At 37.7% G+C, this 17,084-nt stretch carries 12 protein-coding genes and 1 pseudogene; 5 read left to right on the top strand and 8 right to left on the bottom strand.

Annotated elements, in window-relative coordinates:
• Positions 1-348: 348 nt before the first annotated feature.
• Complete coding sequence (locus ACMCNP_RS08540) at positions 349-1,422, bottom strand: NAD(P)/FAD-dependent oxidoreductase (protein WP_419316321.1); 1,074 nt, start codon at positions 1,420-1,422, stop codon at positions 349-351.
• 119 nt (positions 1,423-1,541) lie between these two features.
• Between ACMCNP_RS08540 and ACMCNP_RS08535 the strand changes: the two are divergent.
• Positions 1,542-1,979: pseudogene (locus ACMCNP_RS08535) on the top strand (DJ-1/PfpI family protein).
• Between the two features lie 9 nt (positions 1,980-1,988).
• Here the strand turns inward: ACMCNP_RS08535 and ACMCNP_RS08530 are convergent.
• From ACMCNP_RS08530 to ACMCNP_RS08515, 4 genes are all read right to left on the bottom strand, one after another.
• The gene (locus ACMCNP_RS08530) at positions 1,989-2,402 is read right to left on the bottom strand and encodes a PIN domain-containing protein (RefSeq protein WP_419316320.1); all 414 of its coding nucleotides are present in this window, start codon (positions 2,400-2,402) and stop codon (positions 1,989-1,991) included.
• Complete coding sequence (locus ACMCNP_RS08525; protein ID WP_419316319.1) at positions 2,396-2,671, bottom strand: type II toxin-antitoxin system Phd/YefM family antitoxin; 276 nt, start codon at positions 2,669-2,671, stop codon at positions 2,396-2,398. Before ACMCNP_RS08525 ends, ACMCNP_RS08530 begins: the two co-directional genes overlap by 7 nt.
• 301 nt (positions 2,672-2,972) lie before the next feature.
• Positions 2,973-3,788, bottom strand: coding sequence for a tetratricopeptide repeat protein (locus tag ACMCNP_RS08520; RefSeq protein WP_419316318.1), 816 nt, complete (start codon positions 3,786-3,788; stop codon positions 2,973-2,975).
• A 146-nt stretch (positions 3,789-3,934) separates the two neighbouring features.
• On the bottom strand, positions 3,935-6,334 hold the full coding sequence (locus ACMCNP_RS08515) for a TonB-dependent receptor (RefSeq protein WP_419316317.1): 2,400 nt from the start codon (positions 6,332-6,334) through the stop codon (positions 3,935-3,937).
• Positions 6,335-6,592: 258 nt separating this feature from the next.
• Between ACMCNP_RS08515 and mnmG the strand changes: the two genes are divergently transcribed.
• Entirely contained in the window at positions 6,593-8,416 is a 1,824-nt protein-coding gene (mnmG, locus tag ACMCNP_RS08510; RefSeq protein ID WP_419316316.1) for a tRNA uridine-5-carboxymethylaminomethyl(34) synthesis enzyme MnmG, read from the top strand.
• Positions 8,417-8,451: 35 nt separating this feature from the next.
• Positions 8,452-10,521, top strand: coding sequence for a molybdopterin-containing oxidoreductase family protein (locus tag ACMCNP_RS08505; protein ID WP_419316315.1), 2,070 nt, complete (start codon positions 8,452-8,454; stop codon positions 10,519-10,521).
• A 35-nt stretch (positions 10,522-10,556) separates the two neighbouring features.
• On the opposite strand, the gene gad is transcribed toward ACMCNP_RS08505, so the two are convergent.
• Entirely contained in the window at positions 10,557-11,948 is a 1,392-nt protein-coding gene (gene gad / locus ACMCNP_RS08500) for a glutamate decarboxylase (protein WP_419316314.1), read from the bottom strand.
• 175 nt (positions 11,949-12,123) lie between these two features.
• Between gad and hcp the strand changes: the two genes are divergently transcribed.
• Both hcp and ACMCNP_RS08490 read left to right on the top strand, forming a co-directional pair.
• Positions 12,124-13,746 (top strand): hydroxylamine reductase, encoded by a 1,623-nt coding sequence (gene hcp, locus ACMCNP_RS08495; RefSeq protein ID WP_419316313.1) that lies wholly within the window; start codon positions 12,124-12,126, stop codon positions 13,744-13,746.
• Positions 13,747-13,884: 138 nt separating this feature from the next.
• The gene (locus ACMCNP_RS08490) at positions 13,885-14,457 is read left to right on the top strand and encodes a hypothetical protein (protein WP_419316312.1); all 573 of its coding nucleotides are present in this window, start codon (positions 13,885-13,887) and stop codon (positions 14,455-14,457) included.
• A gap of 175 nt (positions 14,458-14,632) precedes the next feature.
• On the opposite strand, the gene ACMCNP_RS08485 is transcribed toward ACMCNP_RS08490, so the two are convergent.
• Together ACMCNP_RS08485 and csm6 are read right to left on the bottom strand one after the other, a co-directional pair.
• Positions 14,633-15,619, bottom strand: a complete 987-nt coding sequence (locus ACMCNP_RS08485; RefSeq protein WP_419316311.1) for a hypothetical protein — start codon at positions 15,617-15,619, stop codon at positions 14,633-14,635.
• Positions 15,620-15,767: 148 nt separating this feature from the next.
• A complete protein-coding gene (csm6, locus tag ACMCNP_RS08480) occupies positions 15,768-16,961 on the bottom strand; it encodes a CRISPR-associated ring nuclease Csm6 (protein WP_419316310.1) in 1,194 nt (397 codons plus the stop codon).
• Positions 16,962-17,084: the final 123 nt, after the last annotated feature.

The raw sequence follows: 17,084 nt of genomic DNA, 5'->3' as shown, positions 1-17,084 counted from the left end.
GCGTAAGAAGGTCTGATGCCGATAAACATCGTCGACACCGATAATGCAAAAATCAAAAATGCGATAAAACTTCGAACAAAAAAACTAACTGAATCCGGTTTTAATTTCATTCTCCTTCATCCTCCATAATAGAGTTACATTGAATTTTTATCCATAACCATGTAATTGTAGCAGACTGATATTACCGTTTTATGACATTTAGGTTAAGTTTTGTTAAATTTCGTTACGGTTTTGTGATATTAAGGTTAGAATTGGCAGGGATGGACGATAGGATTGCCCGAAGGAACATATAGATATTACGGAAGCTTAAAAAACTTTTTATAAATCGAGGTTTGACCTATCGCAATTTTAAAACGTTGCTTGTTCTGCTTTATATCTGCTTTTTGCAATAGGCAAAATAAGGTTTTTTAAAAGAGATTGATTATAATTGCGTTTAAGAAAATCACACGGATTGCCTTTTGTAAATTTCTTGACTAAGTATCTGTATCCTATATTGCCGAATTTTTCGAATAGATATCTATTGACAAGGGATGTCTCAAGCATCGGTTTTAATTCTCTTCTCCAGAGCAAATCATAATCCAAACCTGAAACTATACTCTTTGCAGCCATATAACCGGATAAGATTGCGTATCTCATTCCAAATCCCCAGAGGCAGTCTTGAAATCCGGCCGCTTCCCCCGCATATATTTTTTCGTTATGTACGTTTGTATTTCTTATGAAGAAATTTCCGCGACCCCCAAACTTCTTGTCATTTTTAATATTAATATTTTTTTTATTTTTGAAGAAATCAACCATGTTTCTAAAATATTTTTTTACATTTTTGCGATCTCTATAAATCACGGTTGCCATAGTTCCTAAAGTATCATTGATAATCATATATGCATATCCCTTGGGAGCGATTTCGTCATCAAAAACCACTACAGCCCGGTTACTCATTTCCGTGTCGAATGTTATGCCTACCGCAATAAAGTCTGCCCTTTTTGGGCCGGTGGTAATGATGGTTTTACCGGAAGCTGCTTCGAAGCGGGTATTGAAAAATATTTTAACGCCGAGAGAAAGAGCCTGTTCCTTGAGTCCGTTATCAAGTGAACCTTCTGTTGAGCCTCTTTTTATAAGATAAAAAATAGGCTTCTCGGATTTTATTTCTAGAGGTGCCATCTTGGGAGCGTGTACATCGCCGTCGTAGTAGGGAACGCATAAAAAATTAATATCTACGCCTATATCTTTTAAGAGTGAGATGATATTTTTATCGGAACTCCAGTTTTCTAATCCCTGAAAATCGCCGTTCATGCGATGACCGATATCGGGAGATATTTCATAAACCCTTGCTTTATAGCCGCATTTTGCAAGAACTATAGCTGCGGTCAAACCGGCAGGTCCGGCTCCGACAATATTAATGTAGTTTTCCTCTTTAGAGTTCAAGGCTTTGAGGTATAATTAAATAAAAACATACATTTCTGATTTTGTAAATATGATCTAAGTATAACACATATAAGGGGCGAATCAAGAGATAAATAAATTACATAAAAGGGGATGTTATGATGAAAGCATTGATTATCAGCGGTGACGATTTTGAAGATACCGAGCTTTTGGTTTCGTATTACCGTTTAAAGTTTGACGAGATAAATTCCGACTATTACGACATTCTCATAATCCCCGGCGGAAAAGCCCCTGCCGCTATTAGAAAGGATAAAAAAGCGCTTGAAATCACTAAATCTTTTTTGAAAAAGAAAAGCCGATTGCTGCAATATGTCACGGACCCCAAATCTTAGTAACGGCAGGGCTTTTAAGGGGCAGATGTGCAACAACCTCCTATATGACCGTCGCCTCTGAACTTAAAGAAGCGGGTGTTTATATATATCGATAGAGACGTCGTGGTTGACGGTAATCTTATAACAGCAAGACAGCCGTCCGATATTCCCGCTTTTTTAAGGGAGACCGTAAAAAAATTAAATGAAATACTTTCTAAGCGGGCATAACAGGTATTATCAAAGTAATTCTTCAAAAACTTCCTCAGGGGTTAATGCAGTAATTACATCTCTTGCAGATTCGAAATATTCTACATTATTTGTAATTACAGCATCAACCCTTGCGCTTTTTGCAACTTCCACAAATTTTAAATCAGACAAGTAGATTAAATCGATGTTTAATTTTCCCGCTGTGACGAACATGGCGATTTCATTTATAAATTTTAATAAATAATTAACGTCCCTGCTTTCAAATCCCAACCCTGCCCTATTTAAAACCGAAACATATTCAAAATAAATCCTATCGTCTAACGCAATAGCGAAACGTTCATCTGAAAAGTAATCTATAAGCCGCACAGGATAATATGACGACATAATGAAGCCGGATAAAAAAACGTCCGTATCTATAACAAATATCATTTTTTCTCTTACCATCTTCCCTCCTTAACGGCCGCTATCTCTTTTTCTATATCTTTATGAGACAGCTTATTTTTCCTTATTGTTTCCCGCATATTTCTTATTGCTTCTTTTGTTTTTATGGACCTTATCAAAAATAATGTCTGTTCCAAATTAGTTTCATCAATCGGAATCATTAAAGAAGCCGGCTTGCCATTTGCCGTAACTATCATTTCCCCTTCTTTCCTTAATTCGTCGAATATCTCTCCGGTCCTTAATCTCAAATCTCTAGACGGTATAAATTTCAATTTTCTTCACCTCCCTAATATATTGATTATTGTACCCTTAATTATAAAAGTAAACTTGCCATCGTAGAATTAAAGCATCTAAAGCCTTACCGGAGCGGCGGCATGACCTATATAAAGAACATGCCGCGCAATTAATAGATTATTTACGGTAATATTGAGTGCTTAAAAATATCCGGGTGGTTTTTATAGCAGTCAAAAAATATTTTTATTCGCTTTCAGATTATGCCTAAAAGCAACGGTAAGGACAATGGCTAGTGGCCTTTTTTCGTTTAAGTATTATCTCCTCTACGTATATGTATTATTATTTGAATAGATTGCGTAAATTCTTTTTAATGCCGGAAACGTTTTTCTTATTACTCTTGTTTATTGCCCGTATTTTTTCTTCCGCGGTCTCTAACGCTTTTCTGAATATTTTATTCGAAGGTAACAAATTAACGGCGGATTTAAAATTTTCTGCGGCAAGATCAAGTTCGTTTAAGCCGTATTCGGCCCTTCCCGTTATAAAATGGGCAAACGGATTTTTAGGACTGTTTGCGATTACCTTTTTAGCATAATTTTTTGCAAGTTTAAATTTACTAATTTTTTCATAACCTATTGCGGAATTAAGCATTAACATATTTTTTAAACGTTTTGCATTAGCATAAGCCAACCCCTTTTTATAACTATTTAATGCATTCTCGGTTTCGTTTTTTTTCAATAGGTCGTTGCCGATTAATAAATAATTTAAACCAATGTTGTTTTTAGCCATACTTATAAATTTATCTATTCTTTTATCGGTTGAACTCTTTTTAGAGGCATTAAATACGGCGTAAGCAAGAGATTTTTTAAAATAATGGTTACTAAGTTTGAATTTCTTTAAGAATTGAAGTATGTTTCCGTTCAATTCAAGCGTGTATGTGTTTTTATTTTCTTTAAGTGCTTTTTTTGCTTCTTTTAAGGCTGAATCATATTTCTTAGACTTTAATAATCCCAATGACTTCTTGTAACTTACCTGCCATTTTAAAAGGGCATGTGCCGAGATCGGCGAAAATGCGATAAAAGAAGCTAAAAGAAATAATAATAATAAAGGAACGGAAAAATAGGTTAAATTAATTGAATTTGTGTTTTTTTTTCTCATAATTCTCCTTTGAATTTAAATAATTTAATAAAAACAGTGACAGTTATAAAAGTTATCAACGTTTAACTATAAAAAACCATTACAGGAGAACTGTAAGTTCTCCTGTAATGGAACCCAACCACTTTATAAGAGAGAGGGAATCAGGCTTAAAATTTAACGGCTGCCGTCAACATTGCAAATCTTGGAAGACCCGGCAAACCTGTTTCGTAATAATATCTTGAACCGTTCAATGTTCCGTGGTGCTCATATACATTTGCGTTATAATGTTTATTTAATATATTATCTATGCTCAAAGAAAGAGTAACTCCTCTAAGGTGCATTTTTTTCAATGCACCGCCCATTGCGTCAAAGTTAAAATAGTGGTTTAAATATACGTTGAATACCCAGTAGCCTCCGTAATGTTTACCCGACGGCACGCCGTTTATATAATTGAATGCGGATTGCCCGGTATATGTTCCCCACAATCTTAATTGCGAATTTGATGTATAACCGTCAAATCCTATATTCGCCAAATGTCTTGGAACATTTGCGATATGATCTCCGGCTTCTATGGTTCCATAATTCCCCTTGTAATCCGACGTGTATATTGCGGTGTTATACGACCAGTTGCCAAATAGTTTCAAGTATCTATCTATTTTATAATTTAAAGCTAATTCTATACCCTCATACATTGAATTACCGCTGTTGTATTCAAGGGATACACCCAGGGAAGGATTATAAAAGTGGCTAAAAGTATTCTCAAAAAGCTCTTTATAACCATTTAGCGATAAATGCAACCCGGCGTATTTGTATCTGGTTCCAAGCTCATAATCCGTTACGTATTCCGGTTTGACCGTTAGCGGCGGAGTGTAAGTGTGTCCATTTGCAGACCCTACTAAATCATAATAAGCGCTGATATTCGGAACTTTTTGAATTCTACCCCAAGCACCGTAAACGATCCAATTTTTTAACGGTTGGTAGCTAATGCCGACTGAGGGCTCATAATAAGTAAATGTATTAGACTCGGTTCCGCCCATCTTGTAGTAATAACCCCGATTGTCCGCGGATGTTGTATTGGTTGTGTTGTATTTTATACCGGGTTCTATACTGAGTTTGTTATTTATCAGGTATATTTTATCTTGAACGTATAAGGTATCGTTGGTTCTTGTATCATGCTCATTCCATGCGTTGTTATAGGAAGTGGCCTCGGGTACATTTGAATTGCCGTACCAAAACTCCGCGGAACGAACATTGCCGAAGAAAAATTTGCCGCCGAACGTTATTTTATTTTGCGGTAATTGTATATTAAATTGCGGAATATCTCCTGCTTCATTCATGTTTTCTATATAAAGATGATAATCGGTTCCGTAATTGCTCGAGCCGAATAGTGCTTCGGGATTGTAAGTGTTCGTAGAAGACGGATATACCCAGCCTTCAGATTGATTCGGCAAATAAAACGGCTGCTGTCCGTCTATCGTTATCGAACTGCACACTCCTTGTTCCGCCGCATTATAAATGGGGCTTGACGGATTATTGTAGACATCAGTCATACACTGAGGATTAGAATATGACGTTCTTAAGTAACGATTATTATGATAAAAAATTTTATTTTGAAAATTAAAATCTTTATTTACGTAATTTTTTAAACTAAGAATTACATAATAACTATCGTCGATGTTATTGCTTTTGTCGATAGAAGTCGGCCAGTTATAGGTAAATCCGTATTTCTGCTCAAGTGGAAGGGGGATAGAATGCGGAGTTTTGCCCACATTGTCGTTTCGCATATAAATTAACGATATATCTGACCTGTCCTCATTGTACGGCTTAATCAATGAAATATAGTATGAATTGTTTTTATCCTCGGTATTTTTTATCCATCCGTTGGAGTCGTTTTTCGTTGCACGGATGTACATTCTGATATCTCCGGGAAGAGTGCCGGTATTCACATAAAATCCGTATTTTCTTGTGGCATAAGAACCGTATCCGCCGAATATCTCGCCGTTTGCTTTATAGGACGGCAATAGGGGATTGTAATTTATAGTGCCGCCTAAAGAATTAAAGGAACTGACACTCGGATTATTTATTCCTCTGTAAATGTTGATTGATGAAACGTCGCCTAAAGTGAAAGGTACATTATTCCTTACGGAAGCAAAATTCTGAGAGCCGCCGTCAAAAAGGCTATTAAGAGGTATGCCGTCAAAAGATTCTGTTATTTGTCCGCTGTTAAACGCCCTCATTTCAATATGCGTCCGCATTCCGTTAGGGCCGAACGAACTGGCGCTAATGCTTGGTTTGGTTGACAATATAGAGGCGATGCCCGTCATCGGATTATTTAAGGTTTTAATCTCTTTTTTAGTAATCAGAGATCCTGAATAAGATGATTTAAAGAGTTTTTTCTTTAACTGTTCGGTTTTAGATACTTTCTTTGCGCTCACAAGTGCTTTTCCTAAAATTATTTCCTTAGAATTAATAATGCTGCTTGTCCCCTCTTCTGCATTTGCAAGCCCGGCGCCGAATGCAAGCATAACTATCATAGTTGCAACAATGAATAAATAGCTGCCTTTCATAATTCCTCCAGTATTATCGTTCTTTTTTGGTTTAAGTCGTTTCCATGCTTAAAATATGCCATTAATTATTTTAATGGCCTTTATTTATTTTACTAAACTAATATTACGGTTTTATGACATTCAGATTAAATTTCTGTTACAATTTTACATTGAAGCTATGTAAAATTGTAATTCGGCTGCCACAAAATAGGTTTTATTAAAGCCTCTTATTTTTGTATAATAAGTAAAAATATTTTTCTTTAGAAATTAATTATTAATATGTTTATAAAAAAAAATGAAGATAATTTTTATGACGTAATCGTCGTAGGGGCGGGGCATGCCGGTATAGAAGCGTCTCTGGCAGCCGCAAGAATGGGATTAAGGACCGCCGTTATTACTATTAACTTGGACAATATCGGACAGATGTCTTGTAATCCGGCCATAGGCGGTTTGGCCAAGGGGCATCTCGTAAGGGAAGTCGATGCCCTTGGCGGAGAAATGGGGAGGGCTATCGATAGAACCGGCATTCAGTTCAGAACGCTTAATACGAGAAAGGGTCCGGCCGTACGGTCTTCACGTGCTCAAGCAGATATGTTTCGCTATAAAACTTATATGAAAACCGCATTGGAATCGGAGTATGGCTTGACGATAATACAATCCATGGTCGATTCTTTAATAATTGAACAGAGAAAGGTCTCCGGAGTTGTTTTATGGGCGGGCGAGCGGCTTTATTCAAGCGCGGTTATTTTGACTACCGGAACATTCTTAAAGGGGCTGGTCCATATCGGTCTTTTTAGTTATAACGCCGGAAGGGCGGGGGATTTTGCCGCCGATAAGTTATCATTAAGTTTAATCGAAAACGGCTTTGAACTTGGAAGACTTAAAACCGGAACTACCCCCCGTTTAGACGGCAGAACAATTGATTTTTCGAGACTCGAAGAGCAAAAAGGCGAAGATGATTTTATTCCATTTTCCATTGAGGATAAAAAGATTTCGAATAGTATAAGCTGCTACATGACTTATACAAACGAAAAAACTCACAATATCGTTTTAAACGATTTGGATAAATCACCCTTATATTGCGGCGTTATTAAGGGTGTTGGACCGAGGTACTGTCCTTCCATAGAGGATAAGGTCGTAAGATTTAAAGACAAAGAAAGGCACCAGGTGTTTTTGGAAAGAGAAAGCCTTGATTCCGTGGAATACTATCCTAACGGGCTTTCAACAAGCTTGCCGTTGAATACCCAGCTTAAGTTTTTAAGAACAATAGAAGGGTTGAAAAATGTTAACATCATGAGGTCGGGATATGCCATCGAATACGATTATGTTCTGCCTACCCAGCTTAAACATTCGTTGGAGACCAAAATTATAGAAAATCTATTTTTAGCGGGGCAGATTAACGGAACGTCCGGTTACGAGGAAGCGGCGGCGCAAGGGATTATTGCGGGAATTAACGCCGTTCTAAAAATTAAGGGCGAAGCCCCCTTAATACTCAGAAGGGATGATGCATATATCGGGGTATTAATAGACGATTTGATTGTACTTGGGACTAATGAGCCTTACAGAATGTTTACGTCGCGGGCAGAATACAGGCTTTTGTTGCGGGAAGACAATGCAGACTTCAGGCTTTGTGAGTATGGCAAGAGAATAGGGCTGTTAGGCGAAGAAAGATACTCCGTCTATAAAGACAGGCTATTCAAATTTAATGAACTGTTATCCTTTTTAAAAACATACGAAAATGGCAAATATTACAATATGTTAAAACGACCGGATTTTTCCGTCGTAAATCTGGAGGCTGCATTTAATACCGGGATAGGAACGGAGTCTAACCATTACGATACGGATATATTGAATAGAGTTAAGCTTTTTATTAAGTACGAGGGTTATATCAACAGACAAAGAGAAGAGATAGATCGACTAAAAAAATTCGAGAATGTTAAGTTGGATAAGGATATTGATTTTAAGGTTATTCCGGGCTTATCGCTTGAGGTAGTAGAAAAACTTAATAAAATTAAGCCTGAAACCGTTGCCGAAGCCGGCAGAATTTCAGGCGTTACGCCTGCTGCAGTCGGTATTTTATTAATGAGGTGCCGAAAATCTTAATTCAGCTAATTTAATTTTAATTGAGGATTGAACCGATGGAGATTCGTTATTCCGTTTGCCCGCACGACTGCCCCGACACCTGCTCCTTAAGGGTAGGAATAGACGGAGGAAAAATAGTTAAAGTTGGGGGTGACCCGTCTCACCCTATAACCAAAGGGGTTATTTGCGAAAAAGTTCGCGCTTATCCGAAGCGCATATATAATCCCTCTCGAATATTATATCCTATGCGCAGGGTCGGGGAGAAGGGAAGCGGCAAGTTTGAAAAGATAAGCTGGGCAACCGCCGTAGGAGAAATTGTTAAACGCTGGAAAAACCTTTTAACAGCATACGGTCCCGAAAGCATTTTGCCTTATTCCTACGGAGGGACCGAAGGCGTGATAAATCATTCCTCTATGGACAGGCGCCTTTTTAACAAGATAGGCGCGACAAGGCTTAAGCGTACAATCTGTTCTACCGCAGGAACCTTAGGATATAAATTGGCTTACGGCGACTCTATCGGCACAAACCCTATAGATACGATTAATTCTAAACTTATAATATTTTGGGGGATTAATGCTCTAGAAACCAATATGCATCAGGCTATCTTTGCCGATAATGCCCGCAAGAACGGTGCTAAGATTATAGCTATAGATGTTCATCGGAATAAGACGGCAAGATGGGCAGATGATTTTTATTTGATTTTACCCGGTTCGGACGGCGCATTGGCTCTGGGTTTAGCCCATATTATATTGAGAGATGATTTAGCCGATAAAACATTTTTAGAAAAATATTCGTACGGATTTAGGGAATTTTATGCAAAAGCGATGGAATATCCCCCGGAGCGAGTTGCGGATTTAACTGGTATCACCAAAGAACGGATTGAGGGGCTGGCAAAGGTTTATGCCGAGACGAAACCGAGTCTGATACGCATTGGAAATGGTCTTCAGCATCACAATAACGGCGGTATGAATACATGGCTTATTTCATTACTTCCCGCATTGACCGGTGCATGGCAAGACAAGGGCGGGGGTGCCATAAAATCAAATTCGGGGTATTTTCCCTTAAATAATAATGCGTTAGAAAGACCTGATTTGATTAAGAATTCCCCAAGGACCGTAAATATGGTTCGGCTCGGTAAGGCATTATGCGAACTTAATCCGCCGGTACGCTCGCTTTACGTTTACAACAGCAATCCGGCTATTGTAGCACCGAATCAAAATTTAGTCTTAAAGGGTTTGGCAAGGGAAGACCTTTTTACGATCGTACATGAACAGGTAATGACGGATACCGCTAAGTGGGCGGATATAATATTACCCGCAACGACAAGTTTTGAACATGCAGATTTATATATAAGCTACTGGCATACTTCGGTTCAATGGGCGGAACCCGTGATAACCAAAATGGGTGAGGCTAAGCCCAATATAGATGTATTTAAGCTTATAGCGCATGCTTTTGGATTTACAGAATCATGTTTTTTAGACTCGGAGGAAGATATAGCCCGTCAGGCTTTAGATATTCCATATTGGCATCGTAAAGGAATAACGTTTGAGCGCCTTAAAAAGGAGCGATTTATCATGTTGAATGTTTCCGGTTATCCGTTTTCCGACGGTTTTCTCACCCCCTCCGGTAAAATTGAGTTTAAGAGTGAAAAGGCCTTGGAATCGGGATTGTGCGATATGCCGGATTATAAGCCGATTAAAGAATCACGCTTCGCAAATGCCGTCGAAGAAAACGAGGCACCTCTTGCCGAGCCTGAAGTCGATTTTCCGTTAACGCTTATTACGCCGCCCAATCACTTTTTTTTAAATTCTACTTTTACTGATATTCCGTCTTTTATAATTAAAGCGCGGGAGCCGCTTTTAGAGATGAGTACGGAAGATGCTGAATATAGAGGAATTGAAGATGGCGATTTGGTCATAGTTGAAAATAAACGCGGACGTATAGTTATAAAAGCCAAAGTAATAGACTCGGTTTTGCCGGGCGTCGTAGTTTCTACGGGTTTATGGCGCAGAGAAAATTACAAAAACGGCAGCGGAATAAATGCCTTAACGTCCGATAGTCTATCCGATATCGGCGGCGGAGCAACCTTTTTCTCGACTTCGGTTGAGGTCGAGAAAGCAGTATAGGCATTCAAGTCATTAGGGTCACTTGGTTTATAAATTTAACAAATATGTTTATGTATTGAATTGCCGGGCGTCGTTTTTTTATGTTCTTTACCAGTTAATTCTTTTGCCAAACGGATTATATCCGAAATCAAAATATCCGCCATATCGCTGCTAAAATTCTCTCTTATAACTATCCTTAAAATTTTAACATCTTCGGCATCCTTAGGTAAATTATACGCAGGAACGATCCAGCCTCTTTCTTTTAATCTTGCCGATAATTGAAAAACGTCGAACCCGGATCCTTTTTTGATAGATGCAGTAATTATGGGCAGTTTTATGGTTTCCAAGACCGGTTCTAAAAAATCTATCCCTTTTATTTTTTCCAAAAGATAAACGGCATTTTTAAAAGTATTTTCCATTATGCGTTTATATCCGTCTTTTCCCAGCATTAAAAGGTTGTAATATTGAACAATCATCATTGAACTTCCGCGCGAAAAATTCAGCGTATAAGTAGCTTCCTCACCCCCTAAATAATTCACGTAGAATATCAGGTCTTCGGGTAATTCGGTTTTATCCTTAAATATAAGCCACCCTATGCCAGGATAAACAAGGCCATATTTGTGTCCGGAAACGTTTATAGACTTGACGTGCGAGAGCCTGAAATCCCATTTCATGTCAGGATACAAGAATGGTACTATAAACCCTCCGCTGGCTCCGTCTACGTGGATAGGAATATCCCACCCCTTTTGTTTTTTTACATTCTCTAACATTTCGTTTATTTCTTCAATAGGGTCAATCTGCCCCGTGAAAGTAGTACCCAAAACCGCGCCGACGCAAATCGTATTTTCGTCGATATTTTTTTTGACGTCGTCTACGTCCAATATATATTTTCCTTTTTTCATCGGAATGATTCTCATCTCAACATCAAAATAACGGGCAAATTTTTCCCATACTATATGTACATCCGCCCCTATTACGATGTTCGGTTTGCTGCTGTCTCTATTTAACCCCTGCATTTTCTTTCTAAAATTCCATTTATGGGCTAAAAGTCCGAGCATTATGGCCTCCGACGAACCGACGGTCGCCGTTCCCGTATGTTGATTATTGCCGGGTGCATTAAACAATCTTGCAAGCATATTGACGATGCGTTCCCGTATGACGCCGGTTTGAGGATATTCATCTTGGTCTACAAGGTTCTTATTCATGGTCTCGATTATAAGTTTTTCCGCATTTGGATCCATCCATGTTGTAACAAAAGAGGCTAAATTTAAAGACGGATTTCCATCGATATTCAGTTCATCGTGAATTATTTGATATGCGACATCGGAGCCTATTCCTTTATCTGGAATATCATGTTTGGGGATAGACTCGGAAAAGAATCTGCTTGCATAAGTCGTGGCAATGCTATCGTTATTATCTGTAATTATGTTTTTCTTTTTAGACGACATGGCGTATTTCCTCCAAATAATCATTAATTACATGCATTAGTAATAGTTAATATATTACAGATTAAAAAATTAATCAAATGTGACTCAGGTCATTTTTTATTGGGTATCAACAATGATATGATAATCTAAACATCGATATATGTCGATAAATGAATTTTAAAAATGGAGGTTTTAAATGTTTTGTTTTCAATGTGAAGAAACCGTCGAGCGCAGTGGATGCATAAAAATAGGGATATGCGGCAAGACCGACGAGGTTTCCAATTTGCAGGATTTGCTTATTTATAATCTTAAAGGGGCGGCTTTTTGGATGGCTGCAGTGAAAAAAAGCGGCGGAACAATAGAAGATGTAGATTATTTTAACATACTTAAGGGTCTTTTCTCAACCGTTACGAATGTAAATTTCGATCCGAATGCGATGAAGGTTCTTTTGGATGAATCGCTGAAAATAAGAGATAAATATAAGAAAAGCTATTCAGGGAATGAAGTCGGTTTTATCCCGGATTGTGCGGTATGGGAGCCGGTTGATGCGAGTTTGGCGGAATATAATCAAAAAGCGGTTACGGTCGGTATAACAGATCGGGAAGACGACATTGTTTCTCTGAAAGAGTTGCTGACTTACGGACTAAAAGGCATGGCTGCATATGCATACCATGCTCACGTGCTGAACTATACGGATAGTTCGATAAACGAATTTACCGTGAGGGCATTAAATTATTTAAATGCAAAGGATGTAAATATGAATGATACCCTCAATCTTGTTTTTGAATGCGGCGAAAAAGGGGTTAAGGCAATGGAGCTGTTAGATAAGGCAAATACTTCCCATTATGGAGACCCAGAGCCCACTCAGGTTTTAAACGGAACTAAAAAGGGTAAGGCGATTTTAATAAGCGGACATGATTTATATGAACTTGAGAAATTATTGGAACAGACTCAAAATACGGGAATAAACGTGTATACACATGGGGAAATGCTTCCCGCACATGCTTACCCGTTTTTTAAAAAGTATAAAAATTTAGCGGGTAATTTCGGTGGCGCATGGTGGGAACAGCAGACAGAATTTGAAAATTTCGGTGGCGCTATCGTTATGACTACCAATTGCATACAGAAGCCTACGAAGAAATACATAGATAGAATTTTTACGACGGACTTAGTTGCAATGCCGGGCGTGAAACATATTAAAAATTACGATTTCTCCGAAGTAATCAAAACGGCGTCAGCTATGGATGGAACGGAAGAGGATATTAAGGGCGAGATTACTACCGGGTTTGCCCGCAATACATTAGTGAAGTCTGCGGATGCGATTATAAATTTAATAAAGAATAATAAAATTAAAAATTTTGTGGTTATGGCGGGCTGTGACGGAAGAGATAAAGGAAGAAATTATTATACGGAGCTTGCCCAGAACCTTCCCGGCGATTCCGTGATATTAACGGCGGGCTGCGCAAAATACAGATATAACAGATTAAATCTCGGCAGCATTGAAGGGTTGCCGCGCGTAATAGATGCCGGACAATGCAACGATTCATATTCTCTTGTGGCAGTGGCGTTAAAATTAAAAGAGGCTTTAAATTTAGATGATATAAATGAACTGCCGATATTTTACGAGATTGCATGGTACGAACAGAAGGCCGTTTTGGTATTACTTGCCCTGTTATATCTTGGCGTAAGAAATATAAGGCTTGGGGTTAATCTGCCGGCATTTTTATCGCAAAACGTATTAAACCTGTTAGTAGAGAAGTTTCACGTAATGGGTGTTTCTTCGGTTAAAGAAAGTATAGATTATATTAAAGGAGAATAATCACGCGCCTGATAGCTTAATCACCGTGTGTTATTCTATTTTGAATTTAAGACGGCGACCGCAAATATGTGAATCGTCGTCTTAAATTTGACAAATTCGGCAGGTATTGTATATAATTGATAATCAGAGGCGGTTATAATGCAGAATACCGGAATCAAAAAAAACAATCTTTCTATCACTGTTTTATTCATCTTCCTTGTTATTGTCACATCGACAGTCTTAAGCGGATGCGGGCATGAGGCCAAAGTGCTTAACGGAGAACTGTCGCTCAAGCTTATTAACCAAAAAACAAAAATATCGCCGTTTTTCGGCGTTCTATATTCCAGGGCAGTAAGTATAGACAGAGATTCTTTTTACCCCGTGCTTTTCAAGAACGGCTATATAAAATTTAATAGAAAATTGGGATATTCGTCATTTACGGCAAAACTGAGGCCTTTTTTATTTAAAAAGGCAGGCAAGGTATATGTCATATTCGGAGGGTTTTCGGCTCAAAAACCTGATGTAAAATTTATATCCAAAAACCGCGCCGAGGTTTCTTTTTATTTCATTTTTAAGCCGAATCGACTATACAAATTAGCAAAAAATAAGCACATTGCGTTTCCTCGATTAAATAAAATTATTATGTCGGGTAAGGCCGTTGCAGTTTTTATGCTCAAGCCCTTCCTTGGATGGCAAATTGCGAGGTTTAAACCGTTTTCGGCCGGTTCATAGTCTTGCTTGTTAAATTATGGGTTTTATCGTATCTTGCTCTTTTTAATACAGACTTAAATATGGACAGAGTGTGTTTATGGCATGAATAATGTATAAACACAAAAAATTTAGCCTCTTCTAATTTAATAATATCAGAAGAGGCTAAATAAAGCTTTCCTATCAATAGCAAGGCAAATTAAAATCCGAACTTTAGACCAAACTTTAAGAATATTTGATTGTATTGATCGGAGGGTTCAATACCCCATGAGCTCTCATTGGATGCACCCATTTTGTTTTGTTCAAATGTTACTCCTGCATACGGACTGACAGATAAAACAGGGTTGTTTTTATAACTAAACTGCCATAACTTATATCCTATCTTTGCTCCGATTATGTAACCCGCCTTGGGAGTCATGATGAAATTAGGATTACCAGGGTAGTAGAGGTAGTAGATATAATAAGGTTCTGACGGCCCCAGGCGGTTGTTATCTGCCATGCCCAGGTCAACTGTGTCATTAATATCATTTAAATAATATACAGAGGCTTCTACCCATAATTTATTATTTAATACAGGAGGGATATAATATCCCTTAATGCCTAACATATAATAATTTAAATGGTAATAATCACTGTTCAAACGAGGATCAAGATCTCTGTTCCAGTTAACAAATTGGTAGCCAAAGTTAGGGATTATAGCCAGCCTGTTTGATATATTAAAGACATAACCAAGTCTAAATCCATATTTAGCCATATTAGTTTTATGACTAATATCAGTCGGTCCTGTTATTTCATCATAAATACCCGACCCGGGGAGGTATGAATAACCTGCCTCATACCAAATGGGTATCTGTTTACTTAATATACTCTGAAAGGATATGCCATAGCCATGCATACCTATATGCTCGCCATCCGCATAAGACCCTAATGGTTTTGTCCCTGCAGTACGCGTACCATAATACTCGCCATAATGGAAATAGTCATTCTCAAAATAAACATTTATGGATTTTATTACAGAGTCAATATTAACACTGTCTAATTTTTTTAATTTAGGTATTGGCATGCTCTTGCCATACAAATTTGCAGACTTTGCAAAACTCCAAGCATTAGAATTGGGTATTGAAACAAAAGACAATGCGAATAAAACTAAAACATAAAACAAAATCATTCTTTTAAATTTTTTCATAATCTTTCTCCCGTGGTCAAGGTTTATCATTTGTGTTAATTTTGGTTATAGTGCCGCCCCTTATTCCGGTAAGTCTATGCTCAAGCCCTTCCTTGGATGGCAAATTACAAGGTTTAAACCGTTTTCGGCCGGTTCATAGTCTTGCTTGTTAAATTATGGGTTTTATCGTAATTTTGCTCTTTTCAATTCGTATTCCGTGACGGGTATCCCCATAATTTTTATTTGATGCCGATATGGTGCAGAAAGATGACAAGGTCTCGTCATTTAGAGAGTCATATATTACCTTCTTTATCTTGCTCATAGACTGTCTAAGCATGTCCATACTCAAGCCTCCTTTATAATTATATAGAAGGATATCGACCCTCGAAGGGCTTATTATTTTATATATTTTAGCCATTTCTTCCAGCGCCGGTTTTGTGGATAAGTCTAACAGGGACGGAAAACACTCCGTGCAGTCTATGCAATATTTCCGATCTGAATATTTACAATTATACAGTTTAATTTTTAAATAGGTTGCATATATCATAAGTTGCATGGGACTTAATTTTATATTTATACTCATGCCCCACAAGCTGTTCGATATATTATCCGAACTCTCCGGGAGGTTAATTCTGATTGTCCTGTCGTATAAATTAATCATTATATTCGGATGAGCGATCGCCGTATCAATCTCTCTCTGTCCGTATTGGACAGCAGATTCGAAATCGCTAAAATCCATTTTTATTCTATTTCTAAGTTTGAACATGGGTAATTCAATCAGGTTGATTTCACAATTTTCAGTATCCAGAATTTTATCTTTGGATTTTATCTTTTTGCTTTTACATGGTTTGTAATAAAAGTCACTATTCGATTCAAATTCGGGAGAAATCAGTATATGATAGGTTTTATCCCATGATCTCGCGTATAGCTCCATTGCGAGGCCCATATAGAAAGACATTGTCTTTCGTCCTCCCGATAGAAATGTGTGGAGTCTTGACGCAGAATTTACCGTTTTTCCTTTTATAAAGGATGTTATGAAATTTGCCATGATTTGGTTGTCCGCGGTTGTTGTTATATCCGCCAACTCTTCACCGTTATCGTATTTCGGAACAATAATGCATTTCTCATCTAACAAAAAAGCCGTAGATCTGCCCCCTATATCCATGCACATCTCTCTGAAGATATTGTTTTTAATTAACTTCTCGGTTAAGATATTTTTCCCTACCTTCGTAGTTATTATAAAAATCTCATCATAAAAAACCGGAGGGTCTTTTTTTGACAGGGAATAAATTCCTTCCGTGACTATTTGAGGCGTTACTCCTACGCCGAAAATGAATATTTCTTTGCTTGATTTGTTGTTCATATTGAATTAAACCGAATTAATGTGAACTAAATTTTATAATAATGAGCTCTAATATAACATTTTACGAGATAGCGTGGTAAGTAATAAATCAAATATAAACAGTAAATACAGGCGAAGTGTCAG

It is taken from the genome of Candidatus Acidulodesulfobacterium sp. H_13 (assembly GCF_048541835.1).
GTDB lineage: Bacteria > SZUA-79 > SZUA-79 > Acidulodesulfobacterales > Acidulodesulfobacteraceae > QIJE01.
This window is presented reverse-complemented; position numbering and strand designations above follow the sequence as displayed.